The 19,520-nt window shown below is 59.4% G+C and carries 16 protein-coding genes; 9 read left to right on the forward strand and 7 right to left on the reverse strand.

Features of this window, described 5'->3' with window-relative positions; genetic code table 11:
- A partial coding sequence (locus tag C1711_RS02725; protein ID WP_234346193.1) for a DEAD/DEAH box helicase occupies positions 1–1,731 on the reverse strand: 1,731 nt, incomplete at its 3' end.
- A 531-nt stretch (positions 1,732–2,262) separates the two neighbouring features.
- Here C1711_RS02725 and C1711_RS02730 point away from each other — a divergent pair.
- The 3 genes from C1711_RS02730 (at position 2,263) to C1711_RS02740 (ending at position 5,293) form a co-directional block, all read left to right on the forward strand.
- Positions 2,263–4,608: a heavy metal translocating P-type ATPase gene (locus C1711_RS02730; protein ID WP_102337683.1), complete on the forward strand. Its 2,346-nt coding sequence runs from the start codon at positions 2,263–2,265 to the stop codon at positions 4,606–4,608.
- Between the two features lie 148 nt (positions 4,609–4,756).
- On the forward strand, positions 4,757–4,978 hold the full coding sequence (locus tag C1711_RS02735) for a heavy-metal-associated domain-containing protein (RefSeq protein WP_102337684.1): 222 nt from the start codon (positions 4,757–4,759) through the stop codon (positions 4,976–4,978).
- Between the two features lie 42 nt (positions 4,979–5,020).
- Positions 5,021–5,293: a metal-sensing transcriptional repressor gene (locus C1711_RS02740; protein WP_102337685.1), complete on the forward strand. Its 273-nt coding sequence runs from the start codon at positions 5,021–5,023 to the stop codon at positions 5,291–5,293.
- Positions 5,294–5,546: 253 nt separating this feature from the next.
- Here C1711_RS02740 and C1711_RS02745 read toward each other — a convergent pair whose 3' ends face one another.
- Positions 5,547–6,878: an amidohydrolase family protein gene (locus C1711_RS02745; protein WP_102337686.1), complete on the reverse strand. Its 1,332-nt coding sequence runs from the start codon at positions 6,876–6,878 to the stop codon at positions 5,547–5,549.
- 382 nt (positions 6,879–7,260) lie between these two features.
- On the opposite strand from C1711_RS02745, the gene pckA reads away from it, so the two are divergent.
- A complete protein-coding gene (gene pckA, locus C1711_RS02750; RefSeq protein ID WP_102337687.1) occupies positions 7,261–8,862 on the forward strand; it encodes a phosphoenolpyruvate carboxykinase (ATP) in 1,602 nt (533 codons plus the stop codon).
- 53 nt (positions 8,863–8,915) lie between these two features.
- A complete protein-coding gene (locus C1711_RS02755; RefSeq protein WP_234346194.1) occupies positions 8,916–10,343 on the forward strand; it encodes a lipopolysaccharide biosynthesis protein in 1,428 nt (475 codons plus the stop codon).
- Between the two features lie 652 nt (positions 10,344–10,995).
- Here the strand turns inward: C1711_RS02755 and C1711_RS02760 are convergent.
- Entirely contained in the window at positions 10,996–12,066 is a 1,071-nt protein-coding gene (locus C1711_RS02760) for a hypothetical protein (RefSeq protein WP_102337688.1), read from the reverse strand.
- Positions 12,067–12,463: 397 nt separating this feature from the next.
- Between C1711_RS02760 and serC the strand changes: the two genes are divergently transcribed.
- From serC to C1711_RS02785, 4 genes are all read left to right on the forward strand, one after another.
- Complete coding sequence (gene serC, locus C1711_RS02770; protein WP_102337690.1) at positions 12,464–13,561, forward strand: 3-phosphoserine/phosphohydroxythreonine transaminase; 1,098 nt, start codon at positions 12,464–12,466, stop codon at positions 13,559–13,561.
- Entirely contained in the window at positions 13,558–14,721 is a 1,164-nt protein-coding gene (locus tag C1711_RS02775; RefSeq protein ID WP_102337691.1) for a phosphoglycerate dehydrogenase, read from the forward strand. The genes serC and C1711_RS02775 overlap by 4 nt, the downstream gene beginning before the upstream one ends.
- A 98-nt stretch (positions 14,722–14,819) precedes the next feature.
- Entirely contained in the window at positions 14,820–16,088 is a 1,269-nt protein-coding gene (locus tag C1711_RS02780) for a DUF1015 domain-containing protein (RefSeq protein WP_102338542.1), read from the forward strand.
- 30 nt (positions 16,089–16,118) lie between these two features.
- Positions 16,119–16,436, forward strand: a complete 318-nt coding sequence (locus C1711_RS02785; RefSeq protein WP_102337692.1) for a hypothetical protein — start codon at positions 16,119–16,121, stop codon at positions 16,434–16,436.
- Between the two features lie 47 nt (positions 16,437–16,483).
- Here the strand turns inward: C1711_RS02785 and C1711_RS02790 are convergent, their stop codons facing one another.
- The 4 genes from C1711_RS02790 to C1711_RS02805 form a co-directional block, all read right to left on the reverse strand.
- On the reverse strand, positions 16,484–17,485 hold the full coding sequence (locus C1711_RS02790) for a dipeptidase (RefSeq protein ID WP_102337693.1): 1,002 nt from the start codon (positions 17,483–17,485) through the stop codon (positions 16,484–16,486).
- Positions 17,486–17,595: 110 nt separating this feature from the next.
- A complete protein-coding gene (locus C1711_RS02795) occupies positions 17,596–18,186 on the reverse strand; it encodes a histidine phosphatase family protein (RefSeq protein WP_102337694.1) in 591 nt (196 codons plus the stop codon).
- 290 nt (positions 18,187–18,476) lie between these two features.
- A complete protein-coding gene (locus C1711_RS02800; RefSeq protein WP_102337695.1) occupies positions 18,477–18,740 on the reverse strand; it encodes a Txe/YoeB family addiction module toxin in 264 nt (87 codons plus the stop codon).
- Positions 18,733–18,999, reverse strand: a complete 267-nt coding sequence (locus C1711_RS02805; protein WP_102337696.1) for a type II toxin-antitoxin system Phd/YefM family antitoxin — start codon at positions 18,997–18,999, stop codon at positions 18,733–18,735. Before C1711_RS02805 ends, C1711_RS02800 begins: the two co-directional genes overlap by 8 nt.
- Positions 19,000–19,520 lie beyond the last annotated feature (521 nt).

Consider the following 19,520-nt stretch of genomic DNA (forward strand, 5'->3'; position numbering starts at 1 on the left):
GGGCACCGCCACATCCTGACCGCGCTTTGCACGACGGTCGGAACGGCGGCGCGTATGCTCCGCTTGCTCGGCACGCTCGGCCGCACGGTGATCGGCTCGATTGTCCTCGCGCGCAGATTGCTTTTCCGCGCGCTCGGCGACGCGACGCTCAGCACGGTTGGACACATGCTTTTTGGGTTGACCCTTCGCAGGCTTTGAACGCTCGACCCGCACCTCACGCGCGGTCAAAAGCTCGACATCCGCCTGTTCATCGCTTGCGCGAACACGCGTTTTACCAGGTCGCTTATGCTGCGACGGCTTGCTTGTAAGCTCTGACGACCTGCTCGCAGGACCATCGTTTCCCTTCGCGCGCTTCGCTGCCTTACGGCGGCGCTGCTTCTCCTTCTTGCCCGCCGGAGCCTTGGCGGGAACACGGTCGGGGTCGACCTCGACGGGATGCGCCCCCAGCTCCAGACCCTCGGCATCAAACAGGTCGACCGTCTTGCCCATCAGGGCCTCGATATCGAAGAACTCCGCCACATCGTCGGACGTGACGAACGTGAGCGACCAACCCGCTTCACCGGCGCGTCCCGTGCGCCCAATGCGATGGATGTAATCGACCGGATCTTCCGGTACATCGAAATTGATCACGTAGCTGACGTCGGTGATGTCGATGCCGCGCGCAAGCACATCCGTTGCCACAAGGACCTCGCACGCTCCCTCGCGAAACGCCTTGAGAGCGCGCTCACGCTGCGCCTGCGTGCGATCGCCGTGAATGGCAGCCGTGGTAAACCCGGCGCGGGCAAGGCGGCGGCTACATGCGTCGGCACGATGCTTGGTGCGGGTGAACACGATGACGCGGCTGGCACCCTCGCGCTTGAGCACCTGCGCAAGCAGGCCGTTTTTCGCCTCGAGTGAAACGGGAAGCACATACTGGGCGACCGTCTCGGCGGTTGAGGTCACCGGAGCGATCTCGATGCGGGCAGGGTCGTGCACCAGGTCGGTGATGGAACCAACCTGCTTCTCGTCAAGCGTGGCCGAGAACAGCAGCGTTTGACGGTCATCGCGCGTATAGCTCACGATGCGGCGCACGTCGGGCAAAAAGCCCATGTCGAGCATGCGGTCCGCTTCGTCGAGCACCAAGATCTGCACCTGATCGAGCGAGCAGGCGCCCTGGTTGATGAGGTCCTGCAGGCGCCCGGGCGTGGCGATGAGGATGTCGCAGCCGCGCTTGAGCTTATCGCGCTGCGGGTTGTAGCTCACGCCGCCCACCACGGTCACGCTCGTGTGCCCGGTGCGGCGGCAAATCGCGTGGCAAACCTCCTCGATTTGCTGGGCGAGCTCGCGCGTGGGGGTGACCACGAGCATAAGCGGGCCCTGCGCCGCGACCTTGCCGCGACCGCGGGAGCGCGGAACATGTGGCAGGTTGTTCATCGTGGGAAGTAAAAACGCCGCGGTCTTGCCCGTGCCCGTCTGAGCGGCGGCGAGCACGTCGCGCCCGTCGAGGGCCTCGGGAATGGCGGCCGCCTGCACGGGCGTGGGCGTGGTGTAACCCATATCCTCGACAGCACGCAGCACGCCTTTGGAAAGGCCAAGGTCGGCGAAGGAGGGAGCTGCGACGGCATCCTGAGCCATCTGATCAGCAGCATTTACCTGCACAGATGCAACGTCACGCGCCTGCTCGCGCGCACCGTTCGCATCGTTCTTCGCTGTGCGGTCACCATTGATATGAAGCTTGTTGAAAAAAGGCATGAAGGAATAATCCATTTCCGCGCGGCAAGATGGCGACGTCAAACGTCGCGGTACCTTGGAAACCCGCGCATAGGGTCTCTATACACATGCGCGGGCCGGTCCGCGCGGTGGAGCACGTTCGTTTCCGGCTTGTGCGCCTGCACCCGCACCATATTTGTCGGGTGCCGCTCTCGAACGCGTGGAGCAGATTCCACCGCGGGCAAGTATACGGGTGCTTTGAGGGCACGAACGCGGTATTCGCCCAACACCATCAGAACTTCTCGAAGTGTTGGGGCGGTTGCGCTCGTGCGCTCGGTCGCAGCACGCAGAGGCGCTTCGGGCAACAAAGCATCAAGCATGTCACAACCAGCACGCGGATCCGATCTGAACAACAAACACCAGGCATGCTGCAATCGATACGCCGAAATGCCGCTATTTCACCAGGTCCGCCACCCCTGCGTCCCATGTGATGTATCCGTGTTTGTGTTTTAATAACACCCCCAGGGGGTATGGGTGTATCATGCAAACGACTCAATCAAAAGGAGTACCTGTATGGTCCAAGAAACATTTGACGTGGGAGGCATGACCTGCGCGGCATGCCAAGCCCATGTGGAAAAGGCGGTCTGCAAGCTCGAGGGCGTGCAGGACGTTTCGGTCAACCTGCTTTCCGGCAGCATGCGCGTTACGTTTGACGAAGATACGCTCACCGACCGCGACGTGTGCGATGCCGTTGATCGTGCAGGTTACACTGCGCAAGCCCAAACGTCCGCAGCGGCGGGCGGCGCCTCTGGCACAAGCACGGGCACGGCATCTAGCACCGCACACCCCCTTACCGCGCAATCCCCTACCAAGAAACTCGAAGCTACGGCGCGCGCCATGCGCAAGCGCCTCATCATCTCCATCGTATTCCTCATCCCACTGTTCTACCTGGGTATGGGTCATATGTCGGGATGGCCGCTGCCGGCTTTCTTCACCGCGCATCAAAACATCATGAACCTCGCACTCACTGAACTGTTACTGTTGCTGCCCATCCTCTACGTCAACGACAGTTACTTCATCAACGGCTTCAAGTCGCTTTTCCACGGCGCGCCGACCATGGACGCGCTCATCGCCGTCGGCGCCACCGCGAGCATCGCGTGGTCGATCTTCGGCATGTATCGCACCGCCGCCGCACTTGCCGCAGGTGACATCATGGGTGCTCACGCCATCGCCATGGACAGTCTGTACCTGGAGAGCGCAGGCACCATCCTTTCCCTGGTCACCGTGGGTAAATACCTCGAAACCCGCAGCAAGGTGAAGACCGGCAGCGCGCTGGAGGCGCTCGTCGACCTTGCGCCCAAAACCGCAACCGTGGTTTCCCAAGACGGAACCGAACGCACGGTCAATGCGGACGCCGTTCAACTCGGCAATGTCATCCGTGTGCGCCCGGGCGAGGCTATCCCTGTGGATGGCGTGTTACTCGAGGGCACCTCGTCCATCGACGAGAGTGCGTTGACCGGCGAGTCCATACCGGTGGAAAAGGGACCGGGAGATACGGTCAACGCTGCGACCATCAACCGTACCGGGTCGTTTACCTTCCGTGCCACGCGCGTGGGCGACGACACGAGCCTTGCCCAAATCATCCGTTTGGTTGAGGACGCCAACGCGACCAAGGCCCCCATCGCGCGTCTGGCCGATAAGGTGGCGGCTGTCTTTGTACCTGCGGTCCTCGTTATCGCCGCTGCGGTCTTCGTCGTGTGGATGATCGCAACCGGAGGCGACGTCAGCCGCGCGCTCACCTTTGCCGTAACCGTCCTTGTCATCAGCTGCCCATGCGCGCTTGGGCTTGCCACGCCGGTCGCCATCATGGTAGGCACCGGTAAGGGCGCCGAGATGGGCATCCTGTTCAAGAGCGCTGAGGCACTCGAAACCCTGCGCGATGTCGATACCGTCGTATTCGACAAAACGGGCACCATCACGCAGGGAAAACCCATGGTGACCGACATCCTGCCCGCAACAGACACCACGGGTGAGCCCGTCATACGGGAGAAGGCGCTGCTCAAACTCGCTGCCGCGCTTGAGAGGAGCAGCGAGCACCCACTGGCGGAGGCCATCATGGCATGCGCTGACGAGCGCGGCATCGTGGCACGCGTCGTCGAAGACTTCGAGGCGATTCCGGGTCGCGGCGTCACCGCGCGCGAAGGTGGCAATCACATTGCAGCCGGCAACGCGGCACTCATGGCCGATCTGGGTATCTCGATTGACCGCAGCGAGCTCGAACGTTTTGCCCGCGAAGGGAAAACCCCCCTCTTCTTCGCAAAGAACGGGCAGCTCATGGGTACCATCGCCGTGGCAGATGAGCTTCGTCCGACCAGCATGGAAACCATTGCCGCACTGGGAAACCTCGGCGTCAAAACCGTCATGCTCACCGGCGACAACAAGCTCACTGCGCGCGCCATCGCCGCACGCGTGGGCGTGAGCGACGTCATCGCCGACGTCCTTCCCGCCGACAAGGAGCGCCACGTGCGCGAACTGCAGGAGCACGGGGGGATCGTCGCCATGGTGGGTGACGGCATCAACGACTCCCCCGCCCTCGCGCGCGCCAACGCAGGAATCGCCATCGGCACCGGCACCGACATTGCAAAGGAAGGGGCCGACATCGTGCTCATGAAAAGCGACCCGCTCGATGTCCCGCGCGCCATCGAGCTGTCGCGCGCCGTTATCCGAAACATCAAACAGGACCTCTTCTGGGCGCTGTTCTACAATACGCTGCTCATCCCGCTGGCCGCAGGCGCCCTATACCCGCTGTTGGGTTGGCAACTCACGCCCATGTTCGGCGCAGCAGCCATGAGTCTCTCGAGCGTTTGCGTGGTGTCGAACGCGCTGCGGCTCAAGGGGTTCAAGCCGAAGAAAGCCTGACGTTTGGCGCCGTCGCTTCCGCGGTAGACGCGCGACGGCACCCCACGCATGTGCAACTACGACCGGACCGGTACATCAACAGGAAAACCCGCGCATCAAAGCGCGTGACAAACGTGCGTTTTCAAACGCAGACCACAAGGAGGACGACATGAATTACATCATCAAAACCGAGGGTCTTATGTGCGGCCACTGCGACGCCAAGGTCGAAACCGCGCTGCTCGCCATCCCCGGCGTGACCGATGCCGACTCTGATCACGAGGCTCAAACCGTTGAGGTCGAATGCTCCAGCGAGGTCGCTCCCGAACAGCTCGCTCAGGCAATCGAGCAGGCAGGCGAGAAATTCCGTGCGCTCTCAATCGACGAGGCGTAGTCGAGCAACCTTGGACACCCTATTCCCTGAAGGGAGCACGCCATGATGGCAGATCATGACAAGGTCTTGCGCCTGCTCAAAACGGCGCGCGGGCAAATCGACGGCATCATCAAGATGGTCGAAGACGACCGCTATTGCATCGATGTCTCCACGCAGCTCATGGCAACGCAATCGCTGCTCGGCCGAGTGAACGCCGACGTGCTCAAAGCGCATCTCTCCGGCTGCGTCCGGCAGGCCCTCCAATCTGGCTCCGAACAAGAGCGGGCAGACAAGCTCGCCGAAATCGAGCGCATCATCGACAAGCTCGCGCGCTAAGCTTCTTGATTTGAAGCACATGCAACCCAAGGCATAGGCCCGAGGGAGCATTCCCTGCGAGCGTGGTTCCGCTTCGCTCAACAAAAACGCTCTTCGGGAATAGACCCTCGGGCCTTACCGTAGGCAGTACAACAACAGGACACAGCGGCAAGCGTCGGACATTTTCCCGGAGGGTGTTTTGTGAGCGTAGCGAACCACACCCGCAGGGAATATGTCCGCGCGTCCAATGCGCCCTCGGGTCAACCGGGCAACGTTAATCGACCGGCTGCTCCATAATCCAATCGAGATCGTGGTCGAGTTCGGCCAGGTGCTTGACCTTGGGGTGCTCGAGGTACGCGCCGCGGCACATAACATGCTTGACGTCGCTCAGAGCAGAGAGGTCATCGAGCGGGTTCTTCTCGAGTACGATCATATCGGCGCTCTTGCCCACCTCGATGGTGCCCGTCTCATCGCCCAAGCCAAGCAGACGAGCATTCACCGCCGTGGCGGTATGCAGGGCGAAGGCGTTGCTCACGCCCACGTACTTGGCAAAGTAGGCGACCTCGCGCCACATGTCGTACTGCGTGACGTACGGACAGCTCGAATCGGTGCCCAAACCCACGTCGATGCCATTGTCGAGTGCCTCACGCGCGCTTTGGATGATGCCCGCGCACACGATGTCGCCATTAGCCTTCTGAATCTCCGTGGAGTGCGTTTGCTCGGGCGAAAGCTTGACAAACGGGAGCGAGGGAGAAATCGTACACGTCACGCTCGGTTTGCGGCCGGGCAACTGCGTGCCGGCAGCGCCCTTGTACAGCGCGAGGATTTCGTCGGTCATGGGCGCGCCGTGCTCGATGGTGTCCACGCCCGCAGCCAGCGCCACCTGCACGCCCTCGGTGCTCTCAACATGCGCCATAACGGGAAGTCCCAGCTTGTGCGCCGCCGCACAAGCCGCGGAAGCAATCTCGGGCGACATGCGCAGCACGCCCGGCTCGCCCACCTTCGTGGCGTCGAACACGCCGCCGGTCACAAACAGCTTGATAACGTCGGCTCCGTGAGCGGCGATCTCGCGCACCAGTGCGGCGGCTTGCTCGGGTGTCTCAGCGATTTTGGCAAACAGCCCCGCGCCATGGCCGTTGGGAACCGTCACGCCCGTACCCGGCGCGATGAGACGCGGACCGACGTACTTGCCGGAGTTGAACCCATCACGCACCGCGATGTCGGCAAACAACGGGTCACCGGCACCACGGACGGTTGTCACGCCACTCGCGAGCTGCTGCTGGGCGCTCTTTCGCAGCAGCTTGCGCACGATGGCGCGACCCAGGGGATTGTCGAGCTTCTTCATCAGCGCACCGGCATCGCCCGCGCTCGTGGGCTTTCCGGAACCGCAAAAATGCACATGCATGTTAATCAAGCCTGGCATCAAGTAGGCGCCGGCGAGGTCGATGACGCGATACCCAGGGCCCACGGGTGCCTGCCCGGTGGGAACGATCGCCGCAATGCGACCATTCTCAACCACGATCGCGCGGTCCACTTGCGGCTCCATGTCTGCCGTGCCGTCCAAAAGTGTCGCGTTAATAAAGACGATGTTCTCTGTTTTTGCCATAACGGCCTCCCTGTTTTGCGTTACGTTGCTCCCTACTCTACCCCCTTGGACGACAACTCATGCGGGGTTTCGACAAGCGGCGATGCGGCCGTGAACCCGTCGCGAACAAAATTGCAGGTCATCGACAGCACGGCCGCAACCCATCGCAAGTGCACCCGCAACATCGCTGCGGGTTTTACTAACAGCATTCCCGCAAGCCCGCCATCGTCAATCCTATCCTCCGAGCAACAACCACACCGTCGACTACTCCACTACGCAACAGTGGTAGAATACATCGAATGCGCTATCAAGATAGCAACTGCGCGTGTCACACGAAAACGCGCGCATCCCATGCTAGGAGGGCCAAGCCGTTTCATTGCCCGCCATCCCAAGGAGGACCCATATGGCAGTCGAATCCGTTTCTCAAATCCTGGAGCGTCACGGCATCGTGGCTTCCGCTGACGCGGTCCACGTAGACCTGGCCCCGGCAGAGCTCGTCGAGGCGGCGCTCGCCCACGCAGAAGGCACGCTCGCTGCCAACGGCGCCCTGGTGGTCGAAACTGGCAAATACACCGGTCGCAGCCCCAAGGACCGCTTCGTGGTCGACACACCCGAGATTCACGACACCATCGCTTGGGGCAACGTGAACGTCCCCATCTCGCAGGAGAGCTACGAGCAGGTGCGCGATGGAGTCACCGCCCACCTTTCCGAGCGCGGCTGCTACGTGGTGCGCGGCCTTGCCGGCGCCAACCGCGATCATGCCCGCAAGTTCATGGTCACCTGCGAGCTTGCGAGCCAGGCGCTCTTCATCACCCAACTGCTCGTTCGTCCCACCGACGAGGAGCGCGCCAGCTACGGCGAGCCCGACTTCACCATCCTCGCCGCCCCCGGTTACAAGTGCGACTCTTCCATCGAGGGCCTCAACTCCGAAGCCGCGGTGCTCGTCAACTTCACCGAGCGCACTGTGGTGATCGCCGGCACCGAGTACTCGGGTGAGATCAAGAAATCCGTCTTCTCCGTCATGAACTACCTGCTGCCCGTCGAGGACCACGTGCTCCCCATGCACTGCTCCGCCTCCATGGATCCCGAAACGCACGACACCGCCGTGTTCTTCGGCCTGTCCGGCACGGGCAAAACCACGCTTTCCGCTGACCCCAAGCGTCTGCTCATCGGTGACGACGAGCACGGCTGGGCCATGGACGAGGGTATCTTCAATATCGAGGGCGGCTGCTATGCCAAGTGCGACGGCCTCACCGAGGAGCGCGAGCCCGAGATTTTCCGCGCGGTGAAGTTCGGCGCGCTGTGCGAAAACGTTATCCTCAATGACAAGCGCGAACCCGATTACGACGACACCTCGCTTACCGAGAACACCCGCGTGGGCTACCCCATCGAGCACATCCCCAACGCCTGGGTCAACGGCAGCGGCGGCGAGCCCACCGTGGTCATCTTCCTCACCTGCGACGCCTTCGGCGTGCTGCCCCCGATTGCCCGTCTCTCCGCCGACGCCGCCATGTATCACTTCGTGAGCGGCTTCACCTCCAAGGTCGCCGGCACCGAAGTCGGCATCAAGGAGCCGGTACCCACCTTCTCTTCGCTGTTCGGCGAGCCGTTCATGCCGCTTGACCCCATGGTTTACGCAGACATGCTCGGCGAGCGCATCGCTGCAGGTAAGACCCGCGTGTACCTCGTGAACACCGGTTGGGTCGAGGGCTCCTACGGCGTTGGCCACCGCATCCCGCTCATCTACAACCGCATCAACGTCAACGCAGCACTCGACGGCTCGCTTGAACAGGCGGAATTCATCCACGACGATGTCTTCAACCTGGATATCCCCACTACCTGCGCGGGCGTGCCCGACAACGTGATGGTGCCGTGGAAGTGCTGGGAGAGCAAGGACGACTACGACGCGACCGCTCGCAAACTCGCGCACATGTTCCAGGAGAACTTCGAGAAGAAGTACGCGCACCTGCCTGAGAACGTGAAAAACGCCGGTCCGCACGCATAAGTTTGAACGGGGCGCCAACACCACGGCGCCCTACTTTTTTAAGAAGGCCCTCGTTGCATAATCCCCTCGACAATCTTCGCCATAAGGTACGTGAGCTGCATCGCAGCCACCCACAACGCCCGCGCGCGCCGCGCAAGCCCAGCCCGCTTGCCGAGCTTGCAAACGCCTGGTGGACGCGGCTCATCTCCTCCGTATATGGAGGAGGCCTTTCGGCGCAAGAGGCCGAATACGAGAGTGGCGAGACAGGACGCGACTATCTGTGGAACTCCATCGGCGTAGGCGTGTGGGGCATGGTGTTCCCGGCGCTCACCGTTGTTACCACGCAGCTTGCAGGCACCGAACAAGCGGGCATGTTCTCCATGGCGTTTGTTGCGGGCACACTGCTCATGTTCCTGTCCAACTACGGTGTACGCAATTTCCAGGTTTCGGACATCGAGGAACATAGCTCCTTTTCGTCTTACCAAATCAACCGTTGGATCACTTCGATCTTTGCGCTGATAGCGGGCATTCTGTATTGCACGATCCGCGACTATGGGCCCACCATGTTCATGCTGTCCATGGGCGTCTACGTGTACAAGATCACCGACGGCCTCGCCGACGTGTACGAGGGCCGTTTGCAGCAAGCCGACAAACTCTACCTCGCGGGCATCAGCCAGGCGCTGCGCTCCCTCGCTGCTTTGGTCGTTTTTTCCGTTCTCCTTTTTGTGGCGCGTTCGACAAGCGTTGCAGCGGTAGGTATGGCGATCGCCGCCGTCGCGTCGCTTGCCATAATCACCATTCCGCTCGCCCTATTGGAAACAGAGGCATCCGGACCGTGGAACGTCAACGAAATCAGCGGTTTGTTCCGCCACTGCTTCCCGCTTTTCTCCGCCTTGTTCCTGTTTAACCTCATCGAGAATGTGCCCAAATTCGCCATGGAGGGCCTGCTCTCCTACGACAACCAGCTGTACTTCAATGCGTTGTTCTTTCCCGCGCAGGGTATCCTTCTCGCCGCGGGCTTCATGTATAAACCCCAACTGCTGCGCCTGGCAAACATTTGGGCAAACCCCAAGCGCCGCAAGCGTTTCGACCTCATCGTGCTTGCCATGATCGGCGTCATCGTCATTCTCACATTCGGCACGTTTGTTTTTATGGCATGGCTCGGCATTCCCCTCATGAGCTTCATGTACGGCGTTGATTTCGAACAATTCCGCACGCTCGCATATCTTATGGTTATCGCGGGCGGCATCAGCGCGGCAATCGACTTTCTGTATGCCATCGTTACTGTGCTGCGCCACCAAGATTCCGCCATGCGGCCCTATCTCATCACGTTTGCATTCGCGCTGGTGGTACCCACGGTTCTCATCCTGATCTTCGGCCTCATGGGCGCAGTCTTGGGCTATCTGCTTTCCATTGCATTGCTGCTCGTGCTGCTCGGTGTTGAGTACTACCACATCCGGCAGAGCCTCTCCCAAAAGAACCGCAGCCCCTTCCACGCATAAGTTGGTGCTGCATTAACGCCGTCAGGCCTGCTTCGCAAAGCAACGCAAGACATATTGCTAGCACGAATCGCAACGTGCTGGTCCGTGTTCCGTTCGTCTAAAATAAACGACTTCGTGCTTCTTCCGTTCAATTTATTCCCACGTTTTCTATTCGGGAGTAAGCCCGGGACGTCCGAGCATCCCTTTTTTCACTCTGAGGGCGGTACTTTTGGCAAAAAATGCCAGATTGTAAGGTCTCGGCTGAGCTTCCAAAACATCCAAGCGAACCAAACAACACCATGCGACAACGTCACAATAACTCACAACGCGTCTACCTGCACTTTTCTTGACTGAGAAAGAAGCAGAATCGTCCCATTACCTCCAATGCCCACCACAGCGACCCGGGCCAACCCTACAATCTGGCAAAAATTGCCACTCGAGTGCCAATTTAAAAGAAAAACATCTCGCTCAAGGATGGCAAGCCGTTCTTTGGAACCGCGTTCCTCATTCGGAAGCTCAAAATCACTCGCAAATACACGAAAAGCTACACACCCGAATTCGTCCTGTTCATTCGGAGGAACGCAGATCGCCCTGGTACAAGCTCGCTCCCCTGTTGGATTCGAGCCATCGTTCGTGCTCAAATCTCTCAATCCGTTGTCGACATCCTCAATCCTTAAATTGGATTAAGCTCGATTGCTTTTCGCAAATCATTAAGCCAAGCAATCTGTTTCACGCGATATCCCGAGGTCCCGCAACGAAATCGCACTCCGGCGTCCCGGTACAGACTGCGTGCGATTGCCTCCAGTGCTGCAACTTGCTTCATTTGGTCGCGGTTAATCACGACCACCTTGATACCCATGCCTCTGATTCCATTATTTCGTTGACCATCATGCAACCGTGCATTTTCACACTCGTGGCCCGCGCCGTTATATTCGATATCGGTTTTAGCAGCAGGAACATAGGCATCCATGATGGCGTAGGGCATGCCAGAAGCCATCGCCCGAGACCTCTCATCAAATCGAATGAGGTGATTGAGCAACATTCCGCCCTTGGGCAACCCCGAACAGCCAAATCCTCCATAACGCATCGGAGCACCCAACATGCCGAACATTACCGATTCCATCGGTGATGCGGAATCCGCTGCAGCCAACGAAACGGCAGTTTTAAACGTGCGGCATGCGCTGCTCTTAATCGATTTCGCCATTTCTTGCAGCTCACGTAATGTCACAGCAGGCTCAACGTGATAACACGCCGACGCAGCATCGCTTTTGTTTCCCGATGAAGTTTGCCCTTCATCTTGAACAATACCAAACGTTAATTCTTCTGCAAGGCAATAGGAGCCAAGCAGTTCCATAAGCAACATGAACACGTCGGCAAGCTCGTGATGATAGGAATACTGAAGGGCAGCATATGCAGGTGAAGCACTGTATACGCCCTCATCAACCTTCATGATGGCATGATCGGGCAGGCGTCTTGACACCAGGTGGCATTTCAACAACCTCCTCTGTCTCCGAGCAGAAGCATTTGAAATTAAGACGTGAAGATCGTCGCAATCCCCCTCATTCCAAAAACCCAAACGTGCCAACCGGTCAAGATCGACGGCATCGAAGCTCGGCACACACGCAGCAAGTGCCTTTCGCTGTTCAATCCTACCGACGTGTTCCCAATTCAAATGTCCATACACGCGACGCGTCCAGCGAATCGCTCGAAGAGTAGAGAAATATGTCAGCACCACGGTATCCATGTATAAAAACTAGCATGACGCAATATCTCCAATGGAGTGCTTCCAAAAAAGTTGAGCACGGTCTGGTCGTTTGGCTTACACAGATCCTAAAACTCAAGCTCAAGAGGCAAAAGTTGTCTCGGATAACAAGGGGGGTGGTGTCTGCGGATGCCAATCGAATCCAAAACTACACCACCCTCCTTGCAGGCAAAATAATCGCTGGCCAACCGCAACAGAGGAATTTGGTGTCGTCAATTTCCTTGAGAATGGGGGCGGAAAACGAGTCGGCCAAAAGCCGTAACACCCGCAAAACAACCTGCTATGTAAACAAACAGACACAAGCCACGCCCTGCCCTTTTAACACACTTTATGGTGCTAAAGTGTTGAACTGTTCAACTCTTGAGGAGGTGCGCTGACTGTGACGCGTGTATACAACTTCTCCGCAGGCCCTGCGGCCCTTCCCGAAAACGTCTTGCGCGAGGCACAATCGGAGATGCTCGATTACGCCGGATCCGGCATGTCTATCTTGGAAATGAGCCATCGATCTGCAACATACCAGCAGGTCATCGACAGTACCGAGGCAACACTGCGCCGTCTGCTCAATATCCCAGACACGTATCGCGTGCTGTTCTTACAGGGCGGAGCGACGTTGCAGTTCGCTGGAATCCCGCTCAACCTCATGCGCACGAAACGCGCGGGCTACGTTGTAAGCGGCCAGTTTTCCGGCCTAGCGCAGCGTGAGGCGCAAAAATACGGAACAGCGGAGGTCCTTGCCACGAGCGAAGACACGCACTTTGACCGCATCCCCGACTTGAACCCCGTTGCGGAACGCGCGGCTTCGGGCGAACTCGACTACGTGCACATCTGCCAGAACAACACCATCTTCGGCACCATGTTCCACGAGCTGCCAACCTGTGGAGATACGCCACTCGTCGCAGATGTCTCGAGCTGCTTTCTCTCTATGCCGCTCGATATCGAGCGCTACGGCCTCATCTATGCTGGCGCGCAGAAAAACGCCGGCCCGGCGGGAGTCACCGTGGTCATCGTACGCGAAGACCTCATCGAAAACGGACCCGCGCTGGCCGACATCTGCCCCACATATATGGGCTACAAGCTCCAGGCGAGCAAGGGCTCGATGTACAACACCCCCAACACCTTCGGCATCTACCTGTGCGGCAAGGTGTTCTCCTGGATCGAAGAGCAAGGCGGTCTCGCGGTCATCGAAAAGCGCAACTGCGCCAAGGCGGAGCTACTCTACGAACTGCTCGGCAACAGCTCGCTCTTCCACGGCACGGCCCAATGCGCCAGCCGCTCCATTGCCAACGTGACCTTCCGCACAAACGACCCCGAACTTGACGCCCGCTTTGTCGCGTTTGCCCGCGAGCGCGGAATCGAGGGAGTCAAGGGGCACCGCGTCGTCGGAGGCATGCGCGCCAGCATCTACAACGCCGTAAGCATGGAGGCCGTGAAGGCACTCGCGGCCTGCATGCGCGAATTTGAGGAGACCCAGGCATGAGAAACATCAAGATCATCGACGATATCACTAAGGACGGGCAGGTCGACTTCGGCGAGGGCTACGACTTCGTAGAGAACATCGAGGATGCAGACGCCATCCTGATGCGCTCAACTGACCTGCACGGCTTCACCTTACCCGAAGGCATCCGCGCCATCGCCCGCTGCGGCGCAGGCGTCAACAACATCCCCATTGAGGAATACGCGCGTCAGGGCGTCGTGGTGTTCAATTCCCCAGGTGCCAACTCCAACGCGGTGAAAGAAATGGTCCTCGCCATGATGATCATGTCGAGCCGCGGCATCATGCAGTCCATGAAGTGGGTGCGCGAAAACGCCGAAGACCCCGACATCTACGTCCACGCCGAGAAGGCGAAGAAGGCGTTTGTGGGCCGTGAGCTGCGTGGCAAGCGCGTGGGCGTGGTCGGCTTGGGCAACGTGGGATCCAAGGTGGCAAACGCCTGCGTGGAGCTGGGCATGGACGTCTTCGGCTACGACCCGTTCATCTCTGTCGAACACGCATGGGCCCTTAACCGCGAGGTCCAGCGCGTGGGCACGCTCGAGGACCTCTGCCGCGGCTGCGATTACCTCACACTGCACGTCCCGAGCAAGGCGGACACCATCCACATGATCTCCGAAGAGCAGCTCAACCTACTCGCACCGGACGCGGTTCTTATCAACTTCGCACGCGAGACCATCGTCGACGAACCCGCCGTGGACGCCGCCCTGCGCGCGGGTAAACTTTCCTGGTTTGCCTGCGACTTCGCCACCCCTGGCACCGTCAACATGCCGAACACCTTCGTCACCACACACTCCGGCGCCGGCACCAACGAGGCTGAGGCAAACTGCGCTGACATGGCGATCTCCGAGCTCAAGGACTACATGGAAAACGGCAACATCGCCCACTCCGTGAACTACCCCGCTTGCTCCATGGGCAAGGCGCGCGCCGCAAGCCGCATCGCCTGCCTGCACGCCAACGTGCCCAACATGATCGGTCAGATCACGCGCATCCTCGCCGACGACAACGCCAACGTCCAGCGCATGGTCAACGAAAGCGCCGGCGAAAACGCCTACACTATGTTCGACACCGACGAACATCTGGATGAAAGCACCATCGAGGCGCTCAAGCAGATTCCTTCCATGTATCGCGTTCGCGTGATCAAATAATCCCCGTCGATGCCATGGCGGTCGCATGGCACGGAAATGCGGCCGCCATGTGTCCCAAACATCCGTGCGTCTCAAACGTCTCGTACGAGAGGATCTTCGTGAAAGCGCTCCCCTTCCCCTGCATTCGACCTGTTCCCGAGCATGCGGCAGATGTCTCCGCCCTTCCGTACGACGTGCTCGATCGCGCTGAAGCGGCTGAGTACGTAAAGGAGCGTCCGCTTTCGTTTTTGAACATCGATCGCCCTGAGACGCAGTTCGGGACCGCGCAGGACATGTATGCGCCCGAGGTGTACCAGCGCGGGGCGAAGCTGTTGCATGAGCGCATCGACGATGGCACGTATGTGGCCGACGGGAACCTCTCCTACTACATCTACGAGCTGGAATGGAAAGGCCGCGTGCAGACGGGCATCGTCGCCGTATGCGCTGTCGAAGAGTACGAGAGCGGCGTGATTAAGCGCCACGAGCTCACGCGTGAAGAGAAGGAGCGCGACCGCATCGAGCACATCCGTGCGCTCGGATGCCAGACGGGCCCAATCTTCCTCGCCTATCGCGACCAGCCCGTGCTCGATATGATCATCGGCGCCGCCAAGACCTCGACGCCGCTCTATGCCTTCTCCGATGACGAAGGTGTGCGCCAAACCGTGTGGGAGGTCGCCCGCCCCGATGCCGTGGGGGCCATTCGCGCCATGTTCGAGCAGATTCCCTGCGCCTACATTGCCGACGGCCATCATCGCACCGCGAGCGCGGTCAAAGTGGCGCAGCGCATGCGCGAGCAGGCGCAGGCTGCCGGCACCTACACAGGCAAGGAACCGTTCAACTACTTCCTCTCCGTGCTGTTCCCTGCAAGCCAGCTCACAATTCTGCCGTACAACCGTGTTGTCGCCGACCGCTGCGGAAAAACCGCAGAAGAGCTTTGCGCCGAGCTTGAGGCTGCGGGCTTTGCCTTGCGCAAAGCAGACGGCGCAGTAAAACCGCGCGAACATGGCACCTTTGGCATGTTTATGGACGGCTCGTGGTATGAGCTCAAGATGAGTGAAACGAATGCGTCGAGTGCAGAGGACGCAACAGACCCCGTCTCCGCGCTCGACGTCTCTATTCTGCAGGATCGCGTGCTCGCCCCCATCCTCGGCATCGAGAACCCGCGCACCGACGCGCGCATCACCTTTGTGGGCGGCATCCGCGGCACCGACGAGCTCGAACAGCGCGCCGGCGCTGACGGCGTTGCCTTCACTCTCAACGCCACGGGCATCGACCAGCTGCTCGACGTGGCGGACGCCGGGCTTCTCATGCCACCCAAGTCGACATGGTTTGAGCCCAAGCTCCGTAGCGGGCTGTTCATTCACCGCATCGCCGCGGACTTCGCCTAGGCCACGGCGCATACGTTATTCGAGGTGGGCATGGGCGATTCTTCGCAAAGGCATTCCACATTTCACAATCGCTTATATAGCCCCGGCGGCTGCAGCGTCTTTGTGATACTTGCCCCTCTGATGGCGGCATCGGTGGGCGTCTTCTTCGCCTTGATTGGGCTGGCGGGCCTCGCGTTAGTAGCGCTAATTGCCGCCATCGTGGTCACCGTGTTTTTTGCCCGCAGGTCCGAACAGCGAAAAGCCGAGGGAAAGACCCTCGGCTGGAAAATCGCGATTCCGATCGTGCTTTACGCAATCAGCGTCCCCTATCTAATCTTTTTTATCTGGCTGTTTTTCTTCCAGTCATAATCGGGAATGCATGGCATGAGACCGCAGCACAAAGCCACGGTTCTCTTCTATAACGTCTCGTTGCGCTCGAAGAACTCGCAGGCGTTTTCGAAGCAGATGCGGTCGGCGATGTCCTCGCCAAACTCGCCCGCAAGCAGCCCATGCAGCGTGCCGATCTTCTCTGCAGGGTCAAGCCATGTGGGAACTTCGCAACCGTCGTAGTCGCTACCGAGCGCCAAAACGTGCTCGCCGCCCAGCTGGAGCAGGTGATCAACGTGACGCAGGAAATCATCCTGAGTTGCGGGCAAATCCTCGGTAATGAAGTCCTCGCAGAAGTTAAGGCCCACGATGCCTCCACGCTCGGCCAAAGCACGGAACTGGTCGTCGGTCAAATTTCGCAGGTGGCCGCAAATGGCGCGCGAGTTTGAGTGAGACGCGGCAAAGGGCCGCTCCGACGCCTCGAGCACATCCCAGAAACCCCGGTCATTGAGATGAGACACGTCGATTACCACATGACGCTCTTCAAGCGCGGCGATGACCTCGCGACCAAACGGGGTCAAACCCTCCGTTGTATCGTGTCCCGAGGCGATGGCGTTCGGCCCGTTCCATGCGAGCGTGAGCATCTTGACGCCCGCGTCCGCAATTTCGTGCACGCGCTCGACCGTGCCCTCGATAAACGAGCCGCCTTCGACCGTAAACATCGCCGCGCAGTGCCCCGTCTCAACAATGGAGCGAATATTGCGCGCGTCAAGCACCTGCTCGATGCGGTCGGCATGCTCAGCGATCTGCCCCTGAAGATACGAACGAACCGCCTGGAACACAGCCCACGCCTGGTCGGAATTGAGCTCGTCGGGAATGAATGCCGCAAAGCACTGGCACCAGGCGTAATCTTGCGCCTGCATGCGATCGAGCGAGATGTGCGCGTCGTTATCCGCGAGCGACAACAGGCGATCTTTGGGTGTGCCCATCACGAAATCCTCGAACTCAACGTCGGGGAAGGCAGTGTGCAGAGCAAGACGATCGAGCGTGTCGCAATGCAGGTCAAAGATGCGAATGCGCTGGTTGTCCATGGTAAACCTCCTGATGAAGTGCCCTCTTTACGGCAATGATACCCCATGCAGCAAAAAGGCCGGTCCCGCACGGAACCAGCCTTTGCATTTGCACGCTCGAAAGCTCGGAGCTACTCCCCCAGCACCTCGCGCATTTCTTCCTGCTCAACTACCTGCGTGAGCTTGAAAACGCCGTTTTCGTAGGAATAGCGCATCACAGAGCAGTTGCCCGGAATATCTCGGGGACCAAAATCGGTATTCTCTGCCCAAGCAAATAGGAACGCGCGGCATGCCGACCCATGGCTCACTGCGAGCACCTGCTCATGCCCGGGCCGTTCCATGATGTTCGTGAGCGTTGAACACACGCGATTTCGCAGCTCATCTTCGCTCTCGCCGCCAAACTTGACGAAGAAATCGTTCCAGGGACGAGGTGGCAGCAATGCAAAACGCTCCGCCTCATACTCGCCAAAGTACATCTCTCGCAGGCCAGGCTCGCGCGAGAACGGCATATCCGTGATCGCCTCGATGGTCTGGTGCGTGCGTGCGAGCGTTGAAGCGTAGGCATGATCGAACGTAAGGCCCTCGTGCTTGAAGTAGCGGCCAACACGTTCCGCCTGCTCAACTCCCAATTCGGTAAGCGGAGAATCCGTCCAACCCTGCATGATCCTGCGCACGTTGAACATCGTTTCGCCGTGACGCACCAGATATAACGTTCTAGCCATTGAGTTGCCTCCCGTATCGGTATTCCCGCCCGTCGCCGCCAAGCGCAGCAACGTCTTTCCGTCTCGTAAGCGCAACCATGATAAACCCTGCCCGATGCGTCTTTTCAAACAGCGGCAGGAGTTAACAGAGAAGTCGGCACAAATCGCGTTTGCGACGCAGCGCCAATTGGACGTAGAAACGGAATAAAAGGACCCCTGCAGAACGAACTGCCTCCCATTTCTCGTATCCAAGAAATGGGAGGCAGTTCAAACTCACCGTCGGGACCTTTTCGTTTTACCAGCAAGATTGGCTATTTGTCGCTGTAGTGGTCCTTGACGGAGTAGAATGTCACCACCTCGCCGGACACGGAATAGACAATGCGGTTGGCGGCGTCTATCCTCCTCGACCAGAGGCCCGACAGGTCGTCCTTCAGAGGCTCCGGTTTGCCGATCCCGTCGAACGGCTCGCGATCAATGTCCTTGACGAGCTGGTTGATCCTCTTGAGCGTCTTCCTATCCTGGGATTGCCACCAGATATAGTCGGCCCATGCCGCGTCCGTCCAAGACTTAATCATCGTCATCCTCGATGATCTCGTGGACCGTGAACTTACCAGCACGCGCCTGCTCCATACCGCGCTTGAGCTTCTCGTACAGGTACTCGTTTGAGCGGATGTATAGGTTCTCCCGCATGTTCTCGTACTCGCGGACGTTCAAGACAATCACGTTCGAGTCCGGATCTCTGCTGGTCACCAGGATGGGCTCGGCATCGTCCCTCACCTTGTCGATATAACTGCGCAGGTTCGCTCGGAACGTGCTGTAAGCGACTGCCTCCATGGGCCTCACCCCTTTGAATTGTCCAATATCTTGTACAAGATGATACCCCATCTCGACCTCTTTTTGCCTGATGTTCAGAGAATTAGGCGTTCTCTGCAAAACGTCCCTCGATGGACCTTCGTTTTCCACCGTGTAGCTGCGCAGATACGTGCCGAGGGCGAACGGTGCGCAACCCCTACCGCGGAACACGCGTGGCACACCTGCAACGGCGCCATCACGCGCCCCTCTGGCGCTTCATGTCCCCGCGGATGAGGCGCTTTATGTAACCGGCCTGGTTCTCCTGCGCCTCGAGCCACTCGAGTATGTCCGCTTCCGATTTGTAGAACGTCAGCGCCTTGCGCGTGGTGCTCTCCCTCTAGTACTTCGCTGACGCCCTCTTCTGCGCCTCTGAGACCATGGCCACCTCTTCCTGACCGCGTTGTACGCGCGGTTCGCGATGAAAGCACCGATAAAGGCCGCTACGAATATCCTCATGGCCATGCTCCAATCTGATAATGTGGACGTGGAGCGGGCCGGTCGCA

Source organism: Collinsella provencensis, from assembly GCF_900199705.1.
GTDB classification, from domain to species: Bacteria; Actinomycetota; Coriobacteriia; order Coriobacteriales; family Coriobacteriaceae; genus Collinsella; species Collinsella provencensis.